The following is a 15,856-nucleotide window of genomic DNA, read 5'->3' as shown; positions in this document are numbered from 1 at the left end:
TATAATATTTTTTAATCTATATAAAACAACCGGTTATGACTTTTTTATCTCAATTTGTTTCAAAGCTTATTCTATCCTCTAAAGGACTAAAAGGCTGAGCCGGTTTTAACAATTCCGGCGTTAATATAAATTTAGTTTTTTTCTCGATATTCGATAAAAAAGGTAAATGTAAGCTATGAGGGCTGTATATTATTGCATATTTATCCCATTCTGGGTATTGCCTATTTAGATTTCCTATAGGATCAGCGGGACCGTAAACCTCTATACTACCGAATTTATATTTTTTTAAAGGATATAATTCATTATCATAAAATGAACTCTTTGGATACTTATTTCGAGTCGATAAATTAGTATATATAAATTTGTTTTGTTCTTTATGAAAAATGAAAATATCTAAACAAGCTTTTTTGCATATATTATAAGCTCTCTCATAGGAAACAGTATAACCGAGTTGCTCAAATTGCGGTAATATTTGTTGCAGCAATATTTCGTCTTCATGCATAATGCCGATATCTAAATCATCGTCAAAAGGAATTATGCCTTGATGTCTAACGGCTCCAAGCAGAGTGCCGCTGTCTATCCAATAATTAATATTATTCTTACCAAGTAGCTCATGAGTGTCTTTCATTAACTGATAAAGGGCAATAGCTTTTTTCTCGCTAATCCTGTATTTTTTTACTTGTTCATCACTTAAGGTTACATATCGCCAGTCATGTTCTAATATATAAGCATAATACAATATCCCGGCAAATATAATTAATATTAAACCTATAATATTTTTAAAGAATAATATTGACTTTAATTTTATCATCTTTCATCTCAAATTGTATTTCTTCTGCCGATGTGACGTTTTTTAAATCTTCTGCTAATTCTGCAGATAATACTATGCCGCTAACTTCAAGCAATTTTATTGGAGCTTTTATAGATAGATTCTTCTCAGCTTTGAATTTTCTGACGATATCTAGTATTTCAAGCAGCCCTTCTGCTCCTTTTGCATCGATTTCATAATTTAAGTCACTGTAATTAACCCAGCTACCTTTAATATGAATAGAATTTTCACTATATAATATTTGGTATAATTCTTCGGTAATATGCGGCATGAAAGGTGCAAATAGTTTCAGTAACGTTTGCATAACATGATATAAAGTTAATATGCTACTATATTGTCCTTGTGGATTTTTGTTTTCCTCATCATAGCTTCTTGTTTTGCTTATTTCTAAATAATTATTACAAAATACCACCCAAAAGAATTTTTCCGTCAGATGCATAGCATTTGCATATTCGTAGTTTTGTAACTCATTTGTAGCTAGCTTAACTAATTCCACTAGCTTATTAACCATCCATTTATCAAACTCGTTAGTGATTTTTTCTTTAATATCGAGCAAACTCGCTTTTTTATCTTCACCTTTCAGTTTATCAAAATGTATAGAAACAAATTTAGCGGCATTCCATAGCTTGTTAACAAGCCTTTTGCCGTTTTTCATAACGTCTTCAGAATAGGCGGTATCAGCACCTAGCTTTGAATTTGCCGACCAATAACGTATCACGTCGGAACCATATTGTTCTAGCAGTTTTTCAGGAACTAAAACATTGCCCTTAGATTTTGACATTTTACTTCGATCTTCGGCTAAACACCAACCGCTTACCATAATGTTTTTCCACGGCAAAGTATTTTGGTGTAAATGAGCTTTTAAAATAGTATAGAACGCCCAAGTTCTGATAATTTCATGTGCTTGAGGTCTTAAATCCATCGGAAATAATTTATCGTGCCTATCTTGATTAACAGCGAAATCGTCAGAAATCCCATGAGTAGAAAGTTGAGGCGCAACGGAACTTGTTGCCCAAGTATCCATTACGTCATAATCAGGTTCTACTTCCTCTTTACTATAACCCATAGGTAAATCTTTTAACGGATCGATAGGCAGCTGCGTAACATCGGCATATAAGATTTTTCCTTCCTCACCTACTCTTTTAGAGTACCAAACAGGGAAAGGCACACCAAAATAACGCTGCCTACTTATACACCAATCCCAACTAAGGGCATTAATCCAATTCTCTAAACGAATCTTCATATTTTTAGGATGCCAATTTAACTCATTTGCTCTTTTAAGCAATTCTTCTTTATGTGATATAGTTTTAACGAACCATTGCGGTATAGTTAGTATCTCAAGAGGAGCACCTGACCTCTCGGCACATTTAACGGTATGAGTGATGTCTTCTTGTTTAATAAGCAACTCTTGTTCTTGTAAAATATCTATTATTTTTGTTCGAGCTTCTTTAATTTTCAATCCATCTATAGAAGTTTCATGTTGTATTGTACCTTTTTTAGTGATAATAGTTTTTAAAGGTAGATTATGCGTCTTCCACCAAGTAATATCCGTTTGATCACCAAACGTACAGCACATTACCAGCCCTGTACCTTTATCTTGTTGTACTAGAGGGTCAGCAAGCAGTGGAACTTTCTCATTAAAAAGTGGGGTTATAGCTGATTTACCTGCTAGATGCTTATAACGTCCATCGTCAGGGTGATAAAATACGGCTACGCAAGCCGGTAATAACTCAGGTCTGGTAGTGGCTATAGTAAGCGGGTCTCCTTGCTCGGTTTTAAACGTAATATAATTCATGAAAGAGGTTTTTTCCTTATCCTCAATATCGGCTTGGGCAAGAGCTGTACCATCTACCGGATCCCATAAAATCGGTTGATTAGCACGATAAATTTCCTCTTTTTGTACTAAATCAAGAAAAGACATTTGTGATATTTTTCGTGATAACGGACTAATAGTTTGGTACTCTAAACTCCAATCAACCGATAAAGCTATTTGGTTAAATAGACTTCTAAACTTTTCTTCTTTACTTTCTACTACCTCTTCGCAAATTTTTATAAATTCAGATCGATCCATATTATAAGCTTTGATCTGTTTCTGCTGTTCAACAAGTCTCTCGGTCGGTAGCCCGTTATCGTCAAAACCCATAGGATAAAAGATATTTTTACCCATCATACGCTGAAAACGTACAATAAAGTCGGTTTGCGTATAGCTATAAACATGACCGATATGTAACTGCCCTGAAACTGTCGGAGGCGGAGTATCGATTACATAGGTTTCTTCTTTTGCAACGTTTGGATTATAAGCATAAATTTGTTTCTCTTGCCAAATTTGCTGCCACTTTTTTTCATTTTCGGTAAAATTATAATTTTTTGGAAATGCTTTCATAGATTTTGTAGTTGATTCAAGAATATTATTATAAAGGTTATATGTAATTATGACAATAGATGCTTTGCTTTGGGAGGATATGGATATTTAGGGTTTGTGCAAGTGGTGCTTGCATGCTTAATTACTTATTTACAATTGAGCGAACAAAAGTTTCTTGAAGACCTGTAATTTTGGCAATAACAGGAATTTTAAAGCCCTGACTAAACATTTCCTTCGCTATAATTACTGCCTTATTATGTTCGCCCTCAGCTTTGCCTATCTCAATACCCTGCACCTTTCCTTTATCTCTATAGGTATCAGCGATAGTTTTCATAATAGTATCCTTATCTTGCGGTAATAGATGTGTATCCAATACTTCTACTAATTCCGGTTGTTTGTGTTTTGATAATTTTGTGTCAGTATACCATAAGAACGATCTTAGGTAAATATAACCTTTTTCTTTATCTAATATTATAATATGCTTAAACTCTGTTAAAAACTTCTCCCATAGTTTGATCATATCCTGCATATGGATATGCTGCATCATATATTCTAGCATACCTAAATGTTTTTTCTTGACAATTTCATCATCTGTCATAGCTTGCAAATCTACTAATTGATAATCTTCCGCCATTAATTTCTTTGCCATCACACTATCAGTAAATAAACTCCACAGATTTCTTGGAGCATTATAAATTTCTTTACCGTTGTAAATAACTAAATTATAAACTAGCGGCAATTTATCCTTTCCTTGCTTATGTCTTTCACATAATAATAGTGTATATTTCCATAACCGCAAAGCCGTCCAATAATCAATTGTTGATTGGGCCTCTACTAATACATAAACAAATGCTTCTTCTTTATTATTGGTGCTAATTTTATATGTTATATTACTATATTTCTTATTTAAAGATTCCTCAATGTAGCTTTCTTGTTCTACCGTTATTTTTGATACATATACTAAACTCTTAAAATCATCGGGTAAATAATATTCCAAAAATTCTTGTACTACTCTACCGAGTCGTTCATTATTATTTTTACTAATGAATCATGTTTTAATTTTTTAGCCATAAAAATCTAGTAGCTTTATTTCGTGGCGTATTTTATCTTAAATTATCTATAATATCCATATTTATTTAAATTTAAAGTTTAATATGCTAACTCTAGACAAACTTTTACTTACTTTAAAATTAATGCGTGCAGATAAGCTGGTAGCTTATTTGCTGGTTTTTTTTCCTGCTTTATTTGGGTTACTGCTTGCAAACCCTTCAAGAACGGAGTTAATACATTTATTACCGTTATTTATTTTAGGTAGTATAACAGCTAGAAGTAGCGGGTGTATTATTAACGATATATTTGATAGAAAATTTGATAAGTATGTCGCAAGGACTAAAGAGCGACCTTTAGCTAGCCAGGCTTTATCTGTTTCTTATGCTCTTGTGATACTCTTTATTCTTAGCGTTATCTCACTTTGTATTTTGCTACTTTTAAACAAAACGGCCATATATACAGGTTTTTTTGCGGTAATAATGATTAGCCTATACCCGTTAATGAAACGTATTACTTATTTCCCGCAAATCTTTTTGGGATTTACCTTTAAGTTAGGGGCCTTAATAGCTTATGCGGCAGTTCAGGATACACTTGATATAGCAGCGATTATTATGTATGTAGCATGCTGTTTTTGGGCCATCGGTTATGATACGATTTACGGATATATGGATATAAAAGATGATAAGAAAATAGGAGTGAAATCGTTAAGTATATATTTAGAGAACAAGCATTCTAAGCTTTGGCTTTATATATGTTATATAGGTTTTATATTGTTATTTATTCTAGCAACAAAAATGGCTAACCATAATATCGACTATTTACCTATTTTAGCTGCTTTAATTTTACTGATATTGCAAGTAGCCACTCTTGATATTGAAAATCCTGCCAATTGTATGACAAGATTCAGAGCGAATAATTATATCGGATTAGTTTTGAGTATGGTGTTTTATTAAATTCTTTTCCTAATAACAGTCTTGTTAGGGATTAGATAATGTTCTTGATGTCATTCCTGCGAAAGCAGGAATCCATAACAATAACATTAATGTTGCTGTAAGTATTACATTTCTAGTAAAAAACATATAAGAATTTAATTTTTATATGTTTTACTGGATTCCTGCGAAAGCAGGAATGACATTGACCCGTGCAACAACTCCTCTAACAGCCCATAAAGTTACCATCGATATTGCGGTTATATAAACCGCAATTGATAAAGAGTTGCCGGTTACATACCATAGCATTAGGCAGATTGACGGAGTAAGACGTCCAATTAATGAAGCACCTATACTGCTGCCGATACCGACTAACATATATTTATCGGCAGTTTTAAATAAATCATTTAGCCAGCAGTTCAAAGGTGCCAAGAACCCGACACCGAGTATTATAATCCAAATACGTACAAAATTAACATACCATATAGATGAATTATTCAAGCAGAGCCATAAAGGAATTATGCTTAAACTCATTAAAATAAGAGTACCGTTTAGTATTTTAAGGTAATGTAGCTTTTTGGTTAGATGCCCTATTATCGGAATCATAATCATATCAAAAATCAGAAACTCAATATTAAATTTCATCATTATTTCAAGTGATATATCAGTGATAAGGGGAATAAAACTATTCATAAAGACGAAAGGCACTATATAAGTCATATATGAGAAACCTATGGCAAAACTAATGCGTAAGATACTTAGTTTATAGTGCCAAATTGTAGTTAAGTCTTGTAATAGTGATGATACTACGTCATTGCGAGGAGAGGACCCAGGTGTCATACCGTGGCTTGACCACAGTATCCAAAAATTACGTAAAGTAATTTTATCTTTTTTATTGGATCCTGCGGTCAAGCTGCGGGATGACAATGAAGGCTTTACTACAATATCCTCGCTCTTTCTTAAAAAATAACCTATCAGTGCTGTAAGCCCGCCAAATATGAAACATAAACGCCAATATGTATTATACTCTACATTTAAAACTATAGTACTGATAAATGAAGCAAGAATAATACCGACCATAGTAGATGTTTGATAAAGGTAAGAAGCTTTAAACGCTTTTTTTTCTTCTTTATTCTCTAAAATAAATAATTTAGCAATGGCACATTCACCCTCGGAATATACTCCTTGCAACGTTCTAAGCAACACTAATAATAGCGGTGCAAGCCAGCCTATTTGAGCATGTGAAGGTATTAAACCGATTAGGCTAGTTGTTAAAGCAACGCCGATTAAAGAGTAAGATAAAGCAAAAACACCGCCGTATTTTTTAGCAATTACGCCAAAAAAATAAGAGCCTATGGGACGTGTCAATAAAGACGTAGCAAGAACACTATAGGTCAGTATTAAAGCAACGACTTTATCATGATTCGGAAAAAAAATACCAGCAAGTAGCGGAGCAAGAAACCCATAAAGTGCAGTATCGAAATGATCCATCGCATTACCGATTAGGATCGAAAAATCCCTTTTACTTAATGAATTATTCATATATTAATAATTTAAAATTTATAATGGATTATACTCGATGAACTTGGAGCATTGGTGACAATGTCTTTGTAAGTCCTCGGATGCTGAACGTTTAATATACGCTCCGCTCCTCGGCTTACAGACCGATTACTCTTTCCCAAGTTGATCTTCGTATAACAGCTCTTCATTTTGTAGGAGTATATAAGCATGTAATCTTCCTTGTAAATATTTTTTTAAGAGATATGATTATAAAGTTATAGCTTAAAGTAATTGTAATGAATGAATAATTTGAAACAAGGAAAGTTTATTACATTTGAGGGAGGGGAAGGGATAGGCAAATCTACTCAATCTCAAATGCTCTATGAATATTTACAATCTCAAAATACTCCGGTTATTTTAACTCGTGAAGTCGGTGGTACTATTGTAGCCGAAAAAATGCGTGAGATTCTAGTACATGAAGAATTACTACCCATGTCCGAGCTATTACAAGCTATGGCAGCACGTTATGATCATATGGCACGGAAAATTATACCAGCTCTACAAGATGGACATATTGTAATATGTGATAGGTTTATTGACTCAACTTTATGTTATCAAGGATTAGAGCTAGAAAACGGCATAGATTTAGTTTATAATCTGCACAAAACTTTAATGCCTTCTCTTATGCCGGATATTACGTTTTTTATTGACGTAGAGCCGGATACTGCTATTAAGAGAGTCAATTCACGAAATATGAGCAATAAATTTGACATAAGAGGTATAGATTTTTATAACAAAATCTATGATTGCTTTAAAGAATTAAGTAATAGATTTCCTGAGAGAATAAAAACAATTAAAGCTTCAGATTTAAGTCCACTTGAAGTACATGAGTTAATAAAAAAGCATTTATGAACAATACTTACTACATTACTACCCCTATATATTACGTTAACGATGTTCCCCATATCGGTCATGCTTATACTAGCGTTGCAAGTGACGTCATCGCTCGTTTCATGCGACTGCGAGGTTTCGATGTAATGTTTTTAACAGGTACTGACGAACATGGGCAGAAAGTAGAAAAAGCAGCTATTAATAAAAATATTGACCCACAAAAATTTACCGATCAAACATCCGAGAATTTTCGTCATCTGATGACTGCTATGCATATTTCCAATGATGATTTTATCAGAACAACGGAACACAGGCATAAAGAAGCTGTAGCTGTTTTTTGGCAGAAATTACTAGATAACGGCACTATTTATGAAGGTTTGTATGAAGGGTGGTATGCAGTGCGAGATGAGGCTTTTTTTGATGAGTCGGAACTTACTAGTGACGGTTTAGCACCGACGGGTGCTCCAGTTGAATGGGTTAAAGAGCCTAGCTATTTCTTTAATCTTTCAAAATGGCAGGATAAATTGCTTGAGTTTTATGAAGCAAACCCTGATTTTATCAGACCTATATCAAGGCGTAACGAAGTAATTAGCTTTGTTAAATTGGGTTTAAAAGATTTATCGGTATCGCGTACTACTTTTAACTGGGGAATAAAAGTGTCAAATAATGAAAAACATATAATTTATGTTTGGCTTGATGCACTGGCTAATTATATTTCAGCACTTGGTTATCCTGACAAACAAAGTAATTACGGTAAGTTTTGGCCGGCTGATTTACATGTAGTCGGTAAAGATATCTTGCGTTTTCATGCCGTCTATTGGCCTGCTTTCTTAATGGCTGCAGAAGTTCCGCTTCCGAAAACAATTATGGCTCATGGCTGGTGGACGAATGAGGGGCAGAAAATCTCTAAATCTCTTGGTAATACAATTGATCCGATTAAGTTAATTGATGAATTCGGTGTTGATCAAGTTAGGTATTTTCTGATGCGTGAAGTAACTTTTGGTGCGGACGGCAATTTTGCTCGTAGTAATTTAATTACCCGTATTAATAGCGAGTTGTCAAACAAAATAGGTAATTTATTACAGCGTACTACATCTTTTGTTTATAAGAATAATGACGCCAAAGTGCCTTTGCTTACGCAAGGTGTTATAGATAAAATATATGAGCTACCGATTTTAAAAACCGCAAGTAAATTTGTCGAGCAGAATATTTTATTGATGGACAAAACAGAGATTAATAAAATTCTTGAAAATATTATTAATTTAGCCGAAGAGGCAAATATCTATATTGATAGCGAAGCACCCTGGAATTTGAAAAAAATCGATCCAGATAAAACGTTAGAAGTGTTATACGCTTTACTAGAAGTTTTACGCTATATTGCGATAATGCTTCTGCCTTTTATACCGAATGCAGCAAATAAAATGCTTGATCAGTTAGGGGTAAATAAAGAAGAACGTCTATTTAAGCATTTAATACGTGATTATACTTTAACAGCGGGTAGCAATATTTTAGAACCTACCATAATATTTCCAAAATTTGAATAGTGTGTCATACCGTGGCGAGACCGCAGTATGACACACCTACTAAGAGTATAATATGTTAATAGATTCACATTGTCATCTTAATTTATGTAGTAACTTGTCATCCCGCGACGCGATCGCGGGATCTAGTGAGGGTATTAAAACAACTAATATTAGTTGTTTTCTAGATACCGTAGTCAAGCCATGGTATGACGCAGTGCTTTTAGATTCTGTCATTCAAAGAGCATTAGAAAATAATGTGCAGTATATGCAAACTATCTGCACTAAAATTGAAGATTTACCTATTATTTTAGAGATAGCTGAAAAATATGAAAATGTTTTTGCGAGTGTTGGGGTGCATCCGTGTGAAGTGAATTCTTTTATTAGTCATTGCGAAGCACTGCAAGTGCTGTGGCAATCTCAGGCAGCTTGGACAAGATTGCTACGTCAAGACTACGTCTTTCCGAACTCAGATGTTGAGGCAATTATTATGCTAACCCAGCATCCGAAAATTATCGGAATCGGTGAAACGGGGCTTGATTATTATCATCAGCCTTACGATCAAAAATTACAAAAAGATTCGTTTGTAGCACATATACATGCGGCGTCTAGTACACGCCTGCCTGTTATTGTTCATACAAGAGAAGCAGACGAAGATACTATTGACATTTTAACCTCAGAAATGCGTAACAGCAAATTTCCAGGTTTAATACATTGCTTTACCTCTTCAAAAAATCTAGCGGCAAAAATGCTAGATATCGGTTTATATATTTCAATGTCAGGGATTATAACTTTCAAGAATGCTACTGATTTACAAGAAATAGTCAAATATATACCGCTTGATAGGTTATTAATAGAAACCGACACTCCTTACTTAGCTCCTACGCCTATGCGAGGCAAACAAAACGAACCGGCATTTGTTAGGTATGTTGCTGAAAAAGTTGCCGAACTCAAAAATATAACATCAAAAGAAGTAGCAAATGTTACTACTCATAACTTCAAAACATTATTTTCTAAATTTGAAAAATATATAAATAATACTTTATAAAAACATCAAGTTTGATAATTTAAAGTTGAAATTTTTAAAATAATATGTATATTTTATAGTATTTCAATTGTTAGTATATTTGATATGGAATTTAATCGCAAAAATGCCATCATTGGTTTTTTAAAAGCACATGAAGATCAGAAATTTACCTCTTATGGCATAGCTGAATGGTGTGTAGAAAATCACATTGACGAAGCAAGACTCAAAGCAAATGCAAGTACAAATAAGAGATTGTTAGAAGCAAAGATTCAAGAAGAAAAAGATAAGGAGATTATAGGAATTGATTCAGGTGACATTAGCAGTAGTAAGCTTTCTGCTGAACGAAGACAAGAACCTAATATTAGAATAGAGCTAAAACCTAAGCTAAAGTTTTATTATTCGCAAAACCCTGGTTACTATGTCAATAATGAACAAGCCACAGAACCTAAAATAAATGCAAATAAAGAAGATAAAATAACCGCAGTGCAAGTATGTGATGCACTTGCATTATATCTTCAAAACAAATTGAAGATTCATAATATGCCTATTAAGCATCATTTGTCTTCAAATAAACAAGGAACTAAAGGTAATAATAAATGGTTACACCCAGATTGGGTAGGTATGGAAGTTCTTAATGAAAAGTGGAGTTCACTAATTAAAGATTGTGCTAAATATTATGCAGGAAAACAAGCAAGGTTTTAGTCTTTTGAAGCAAAAAAAATATCAATCGTAGTAATTTACTAGAATCTTTTTTCAGACTTTATCAAATTCCTCATGGGCACATTATGGTTATTTAGTTGCTGCTGATTTAATTGAAAGTAGATAAAATGATACTAGGCATGAACTTGAAATGCTATGTACTAGGCATGGTATAGGATTTAGATATAGAAAATCCTGAAGATAGTAAAATATCAATTCCTGCTAGAGAAAGACCGGAAATAGATTGGAATATGGCTAATAGGTTAGCAGAAGAGAATAAAGATTTTGAAAATTATATAAATAATATTGATACATTCTATAAAAAAACAGAAAGTAAATGATAGTACTTGGTTTAATATTAATAATGACCACGTAAATAAAATTCCTAAGCAAAATAAGAAGAAACATATTGATATATAAGACCATTATTATTACGCATTTATAAAAATTTAAGCCGTGAATCCTAAAATTAATGTACTGAGAAATTTTGAGTGCTAAACTAAATTTATATTAATTATTTTTAAATTTGTGGATAAATTATGATTAACTGTGATTTAAGTACTAATTATACATATTATATGTTAGAGGGGCTTAGAGCACAAATTGCTCCAATGCATTTAGGTATACAAATTCTAAAAGAAGCATATGAACATGAGTCATTAGAAGATAACGGTTTTGCAAGAATTATGCATGCTTATTTAACGCTTTGTGAACGCATGACTAGAAAATATGCAAAACCCGAATTTAATATCCTTGAAACAATTATTGATGATAAAACCTATAACATTAATGAAAAAGTTATACTAAAAAAGTCTTTTTGTGAACTAAGGCATTTTCAGAAAATAGGTTTTAAAAAAGAATTACCTCAATTATTAATAGTAGCACCCATGGCGGGACATCACGCTACTTTACTTAGAACAACAGTACAAGCATTATTACCGTATACCGATATTTATATTACAGATTGGACGGAAGCCAGTTATGTGCCGCTTGAGGCAGGGCATTTTGATATGGATGATTATATTGATTACGTAATGGAGTTTATCAATTTTATAGGACTGAATGTTCACACTATGGCAGTTTGCCAACCTACTGTTCCACTGCTTGCCGCCATTAACTTAATGTCGGAGAGTAATAGTCCAAATGTGCCGAGTTCGATGATTTTGATGGGCGGCACTGTAGATGCTAGAAAAAATCCCACGGCAGTTAATGAATTCGCTCAAAGTAAAAGTTTAGAATGGTTCTGCCAAATGGTTACAATGCAGGTGCCGCCAAACTATCCCGGACATGGTAGAAAAGTATATCCCGGCTTCCTCCAACTTGCCGGCTTTATCAGGTATGGATATGCCGGCAGAGTTTTACTTACAAACTATAGATGAAGTATTCCAACAATTTTCGTTAGCAAGAGATAAATTAGTTTCTGAGAAGCGTCCGATCGATTTAAAACATATTACTAAATGTGCTTTACTTGGTATTGAAGGGGAATTAGATGATATTGCAACGGTAGGGCAAACAAAAGCTGCTTTAAAACTTTGTTCAAATATACCTGAATCAATGAAAAGATACTATTTACAAAAAGGGGCAGGGCATTACGAGGTATTTAGCGGAAGTAAATTTAAACAGTTTATAGTGCCTCTTATCAAAGATTTTATCTATGATTTTGATCAAACTAATTTCAAGCAATCTAAACTTAAGGCAGTATAAAAATAATCATTACGAGTGGGCATTGCCTGCGTGGATTGTTTTTTCCGTCATTGCGAGGAAATTACGTAAGTAATTGACGTAGCAATTCAGTAAAAAATGCTGATTTATAGCATTTTTTTATTATTTTTTCTGGATTGTCACGCTCCTTTCAGTCGCTCGCAATGACGGGGTGGTATCCACGCAACAATGCCTTGCTGGAATGATATCGCAGCCATACAACAAGATCATAATTAAAGGAGAAGTGTGGTAATCTAATATTCAACTCTTATTAGTTTTTTGCATTTCTTGTTGTTGCTGTTGTTTGTATTCTTCCGCTTTTTCTTCTATGTAATTAAAAAAGAAATAAGTAAAAGTTAAAAAACCGGTCAAAATAATACCAAATGTTAGTATTGCTTTAAGTTGCTTTCGTGAGTCTTCTGCTTTTAACCTTTTCTCTTCTTCATCATTTTTGACTTCAGAATTTTTGACTTCAGATATTATTATTTGTTCTTCTGTAGTATTTTCCATGTTGTAACCCAACTAAAATGAACCGCTTTATTACTAAGTTGTTCCTATAACTTACAGATTTTTGAAGTGTATAAGATTAGCTATATTTGAATGATGAGGTTTAAACTCATAAAAATAGGATATATAAGCAATAACGCTATGTCAATAGTCTTGAATATTAGCGGTGTTCAACCAAGGTTATACATATTATTATAATTTGAGTCTCCTAACATTGAAGTATCTAAAGTATCGGAGTAAGCAGCTGATAATATAGTATCATCAAAAGTGATATTAAGCTGTCCTATATAGTCTTGAATAAAATTGTTAACAGCAGATTCAAAGCTTGTATATTTTTAGGATATGAATAAACAAGCTGTGTACATTCTGTATTTCCTAATTTACTTCCAATCAATGTTAATAACATAGAGCTATATTCATCTTGAGAGTTACTATTAATTAATTTAGTAAGTTTTAGCAAGAATATAACAAGCTTCGTTATTTCCCTTCATAGTTTCTAATTTTATTTCTTCAGAAGATAAAATATTATTTAGAAAAGCTTTTTCATATATTTCATAATTCAGTGATGAATCAGATTTTCCGTTAAAAAGAGCAGTAAATAGGATTTTCGCTTTCTCTAGATCATTCATTTTAATTTTGCTCTATTTTCATTACTAATTCTTTGATTTCATTCATTTTTGATTTATCGGCAACCAAAAGACCGTTCATAGTATCGATAATTATTACATTGTCAAGACCTACTACGGTAGTTAATTTATTATTAGAACTAATGCAAGAGTTTGTAGTATTGCTTGTTACTACGTGTCCCTCGCAATAATTATCGTTTATATTCCGGTCTTTTACCTGTAATAAGGAATGCCAAATACCAAGGTCGTTCCAAGCAAAATCGGCTTTTATCATGACCATTCCCGAAATATATTCCATTATGGCATTGTCTATAGCAATTGCTGCGATTTCATTATAAGCCTCATTGTCTATTGCCAAACTATTCTCATTTTTTGCGGCAGTATTAAATGCTTTTTCTGCAATACAGAATAAATCAGGTTGAAGGTGCATTGCTAAGTTTAAGGAGAAGTTAACATCGTATACACAAATTCCTGAATTCCAAAAATATTCATTACTTTGAAAATGTTTGTTTGCTTGCTCTAATATAGGTTTTTCAATGAAATGATCAACTAGATAAACATTTTCTGCAATTGATAATCCTGTGTTTTTATATAGCCATACTCGGCACTTATAACATTTATAGGAATACCTATAGTGCAAATGCCATTAACATAATGTAAAGCTTTATTTATAGTATTAAGATACTTTATATCATCAGCTATATGATGGTCTGAAGGTAGTAACACTACAATATCAAATCCTGGTGCTTTAGCCGATAATGCCGTAATAGTGGCACAAACGGCAGTATTTTTTTGTAAAGGCTCGGTAATTGATGCTATTTCTACATCTATTTCTGCTGCTTGTTCCTTAGTGATTGATTCATATTTTTTGGAAGTAATAATAGTAGGTTGTCCTAAAAATTTATTTCGGTTTAATGTTTGCTGAAGTAAAGTTAGATCACTCAATATTTTTTTAAACTGTCGGTTTATCCCGAGATGACAAAGGCCATAGTCTTTTACCGTTACTTCTTGCCATAATCACCGGCTTTATTAGACTTCTTGCATAACCTCCTTCTAAAGGTAATTTGTATACCTTTGATACTTCAAGATTTGGTACATTAAACTTCGGGATTTGCCTGTGCTCACGTATTTTTATACGCTGTGCAGGCTCACCACTTATTTGACTTCCAACTTTTGAAGTATCTGCGACATACGTCGATCCAATACTCGCATTCTCACGTACCTTTTTGTACGCTGCGGTGCTGCGTTTCGTGCCTCCTTCAAACTCCTCTTTATAAGATAGGTTATGTAAGGAGTCTACCTTCATATATTTTACAATAATTGAATAAATAATAAAGAGCTTTATAAATGGTTTTAAAAAATATGTCAAGTGAATTAACTATATTGGCAAGTTTTACAATAAAAAGTACTTCTGCCTGAATGTTTTGTCTTGATAATAGTGCTAGAGCAGCTTAAACAACTTTGTCCCTCTCTACCGTAAACCTTAAGTTGCTGAGTAAAATAACCAGGTTTGTTATCGCCGTTTACAAAATCTTTAAGAGTAGTACCGCCGGCAGTTATAGCTTTAGTTAACACATCTCTAATCGATTTAATTAAATTTTCTATTTCATCATCCCTTAAATCGCTACCTGATTTGTCCGGATGAATTCTAGCTAAATGAAGACTTTCGGAAGCATAGATATTACCGACTCCGACTATAACTCTATTATCCATAATCAAGTTTTTTATCGGTATTTTTTTAGTTTGTAGCTTATCTTTTAGATATTCTAACGTCAATAAATCAGAACAAGGCTCTATGCCTAAATCATTAAACAATTCTTTTTCTAAGAGATCAGTCTTAAAACTATAAATCATACCAAATCGTCTAGTATCGTTGAAAATTAACTTTTCGCCGTTACTTAAATCAAAAATCACATGATCGTGTTTTTGAGTTTTATAATTAGCAGATTGCAGAGTAAATCTACCGCTCATGCCTAGATGAACTATTAAAGAATAATCATTATTAAAATCTATAATTAAATATTTTGCACGACGCCTAACATCCAGTATATTAGTATTTAAGATTTCTGTAGCTAAAAGCGGGGATAGCTTATAACGTAAATTATCTCTTTTTAACTCTACATTTTCTATAATAAGTCCGATTAGCTTATCTTTTAGAGAGTTTTTAAGAGTTTCTACTTCAGGAAGTTCCGGCATGTGATACTAATATTTATAA

The 15,856-nt window shown here is 33.0% G+C and carries 13 protein-coding genes and 2 pseudogenes; 6 read left to right on the top strand and 9 right to left on the bottom strand.

What is annotated here, in order from left to right; translation table 11 throughout:
• Positions 1-49: 49 nt before the first annotated feature.
• The 3 genes from A3305_RS01195 to A3305_RS01185 all read right to left on the bottom strand — a co-directional run bounded on the left by A3305_RS01195 (position 50) and on the right by A3305_RS01185 (position 4,188).
• Positions 50-811 (bottom strand): LicD family protein, encoded by a 762-nt coding sequence (locus tag A3305_RS01195; RefSeq protein WP_014392671.1) that lies wholly within the window; start codon positions 809-811, stop codon positions 50-52.
• Entirely contained in the window at positions 780-3,212 is a 2,433-nt protein-coding gene (locus tag A3305_RS01190) for a valine--tRNA ligase (RefSeq protein ID WP_014392670.1), read from the bottom strand. Before A3305_RS01190 ends, A3305_RS01195 begins: the two co-directional genes overlap by 32 nt.
• A 121-nt stretch (positions 3,213-3,333) precedes the next feature.
• Positions 3,334-4,188, bottom strand: a complete 855-nt coding sequence (locus A3305_RS01185) for an Rpn family recombination-promoting nuclease/putative transposase (RefSeq protein ID WP_014392669.1) — start codon at positions 4,186-4,188, stop codon at positions 3,334-3,336.
• A gap of 157 nt (positions 4,189-4,345) precedes the next feature.
• Here A3305_RS01185 and ubiA point away from each other — a divergent pair, with 157 nt between their 5' ends.
• Entirely contained in the window at positions 4,346-5,194 is an 849-nt protein-coding gene (gene ubiA / locus A3305_RS01180; protein WP_014392668.1) for a 4-hydroxybenzoate octaprenyltransferase, read from the top strand.
• A 150-nt stretch (positions 5,195-5,344) separates the two neighbouring features.
• Here ubiA and A3305_RS01175 read toward each other — a convergent pair whose 3' ends face one another.
• Entirely contained in the window at positions 5,345-6,712 is a 1,368-nt protein-coding gene (locus tag A3305_RS01175) for an MFS transporter (RefSeq protein WP_014392667.1), read from the bottom strand.
• A 258-nt stretch (positions 6,713-6,970) separates the two neighbouring features.
• On the opposite strand from A3305_RS01175, the gene tmk reads away from it, so the two are divergent.
• From tmk to phaZ, 5 genes and pseudogenes are all read left to right on the top strand, one after another.
• Positions 6,971-7,582, top strand: coding sequence for a dTMP kinase (gene tmk / locus A3305_RS01165; RefSeq protein WP_045799468.1), 612 nt, complete (start codon positions 6,971-6,973; stop codon positions 7,580-7,582).
• Entirely contained in the window at positions 7,579-9,105 is a 1,527-nt protein-coding gene (metG, locus tag A3305_RS01160) for a methionine--tRNA ligase (RefSeq protein ID WP_014392665.1), read from the top strand. Before tmk ends, metG begins: the two co-directional genes overlap by 4 nt.
• 52 nt (positions 9,106-9,157) lie before the next feature.
• The gene (locus tag A3305_RS01155) at positions 9,158-10,129 is read left to right on the top strand and encodes a TatD family hydrolase (protein ID WP_014392664.1); all 972 of its coding nucleotides are present in this window, start codon (positions 9,158-9,160) and stop codon (positions 10,127-10,129) included.
• A gap of 84 nt (positions 10,130-10,213) precedes the next feature.
• On the top strand, positions 10,214-10,810 hold the full coding sequence (locus tag A3305_RS01150) for a hypothetical protein (protein ID WP_014392663.1): 597 nt from the start codon (positions 10,214-10,216) through the stop codon (positions 10,808-10,810).
• A gap of 536 nt (positions 10,811-11,346) precedes the next feature.
• Positions 11,347-12,511, top strand: a pseudogene (phaZ, locus tag A3305_RS01145) (polyhydroxyalkanoate depolymerase).
• 258 nt (positions 12,512-12,769) lie between these two features.
• Here the strand turns inward: phaZ and A3305_RS01140 are convergent.
• The 5 genes and pseudogenes from A3305_RS01140 to mutM all read right to left on the bottom strand — a co-directional run bounded on the left by A3305_RS01140 (position 12,770) and on the right by mutM (position 15,837).
• Complete coding sequence (locus tag A3305_RS01140) at positions 12,770-13,018, bottom strand: hypothetical protein (RefSeq protein WP_081120768.1); 249 nt, start codon at positions 13,016-13,018, stop codon at positions 12,770-12,772.
• A 440-nt stretch (positions 13,019-13,458) separates the two neighbouring features.
• Positions 13,459-13,644: a hypothetical protein gene (locus tag A3305_RS01135; RefSeq protein ID WP_041860535.1), complete on the bottom strand. Its 186-nt coding sequence runs from the start codon at positions 13,642-13,644 to the stop codon at positions 13,459-13,461.
• A gap of 1 nt (position 13,645) precedes the next feature.
• Entirely contained in the window at positions 13,646-14,281 is a 636-nt protein-coding gene (locus A3305_RS08705) for a sugar phosphate nucleotidyltransferase (protein WP_264357828.1), read from the bottom strand.
• Positions 14,266-14,947, bottom strand: a pseudogene (locus A3305_RS11395) (palindromic element RPE1 domain-containing protein); the annotation flags it as partial. The gene A3305_RS08705 and the pseudogene A3305_RS11395, both read right to left, overlap by 16 nt.
• 68 nt (positions 14,948-15,015) lie before the next feature.
• Positions 15,016-15,837: a bifunctional DNA-formamidopyrimidine glycosylase/DNA-(apurinic or apyrimidinic site) lyase gene (mutM, locus tag A3305_RS01120; protein WP_014392660.1), complete on the bottom strand. Its 822-nt coding sequence runs from the start codon at positions 15,835-15,837 to the stop codon at positions 15,016-15,018.
• Between the last annotated feature and the right edge of the window lie 19 nt (positions 15,838-15,856).

It is taken from the genome of Rickettsia amblyommatis, assembly GCF_002078335.1.
In the GTDB taxonomy this organism is placed as follows: domain Bacteria; phylum Pseudomonadota; class Alphaproteobacteria; order Rickettsiales; family Rickettsiaceae; genus Rickettsia; species Rickettsia rickettsii.
Note: the sequence above shows the minus strand (reverse complement) of the source record. Positions and strands in the feature narration are given on the sequence as shown.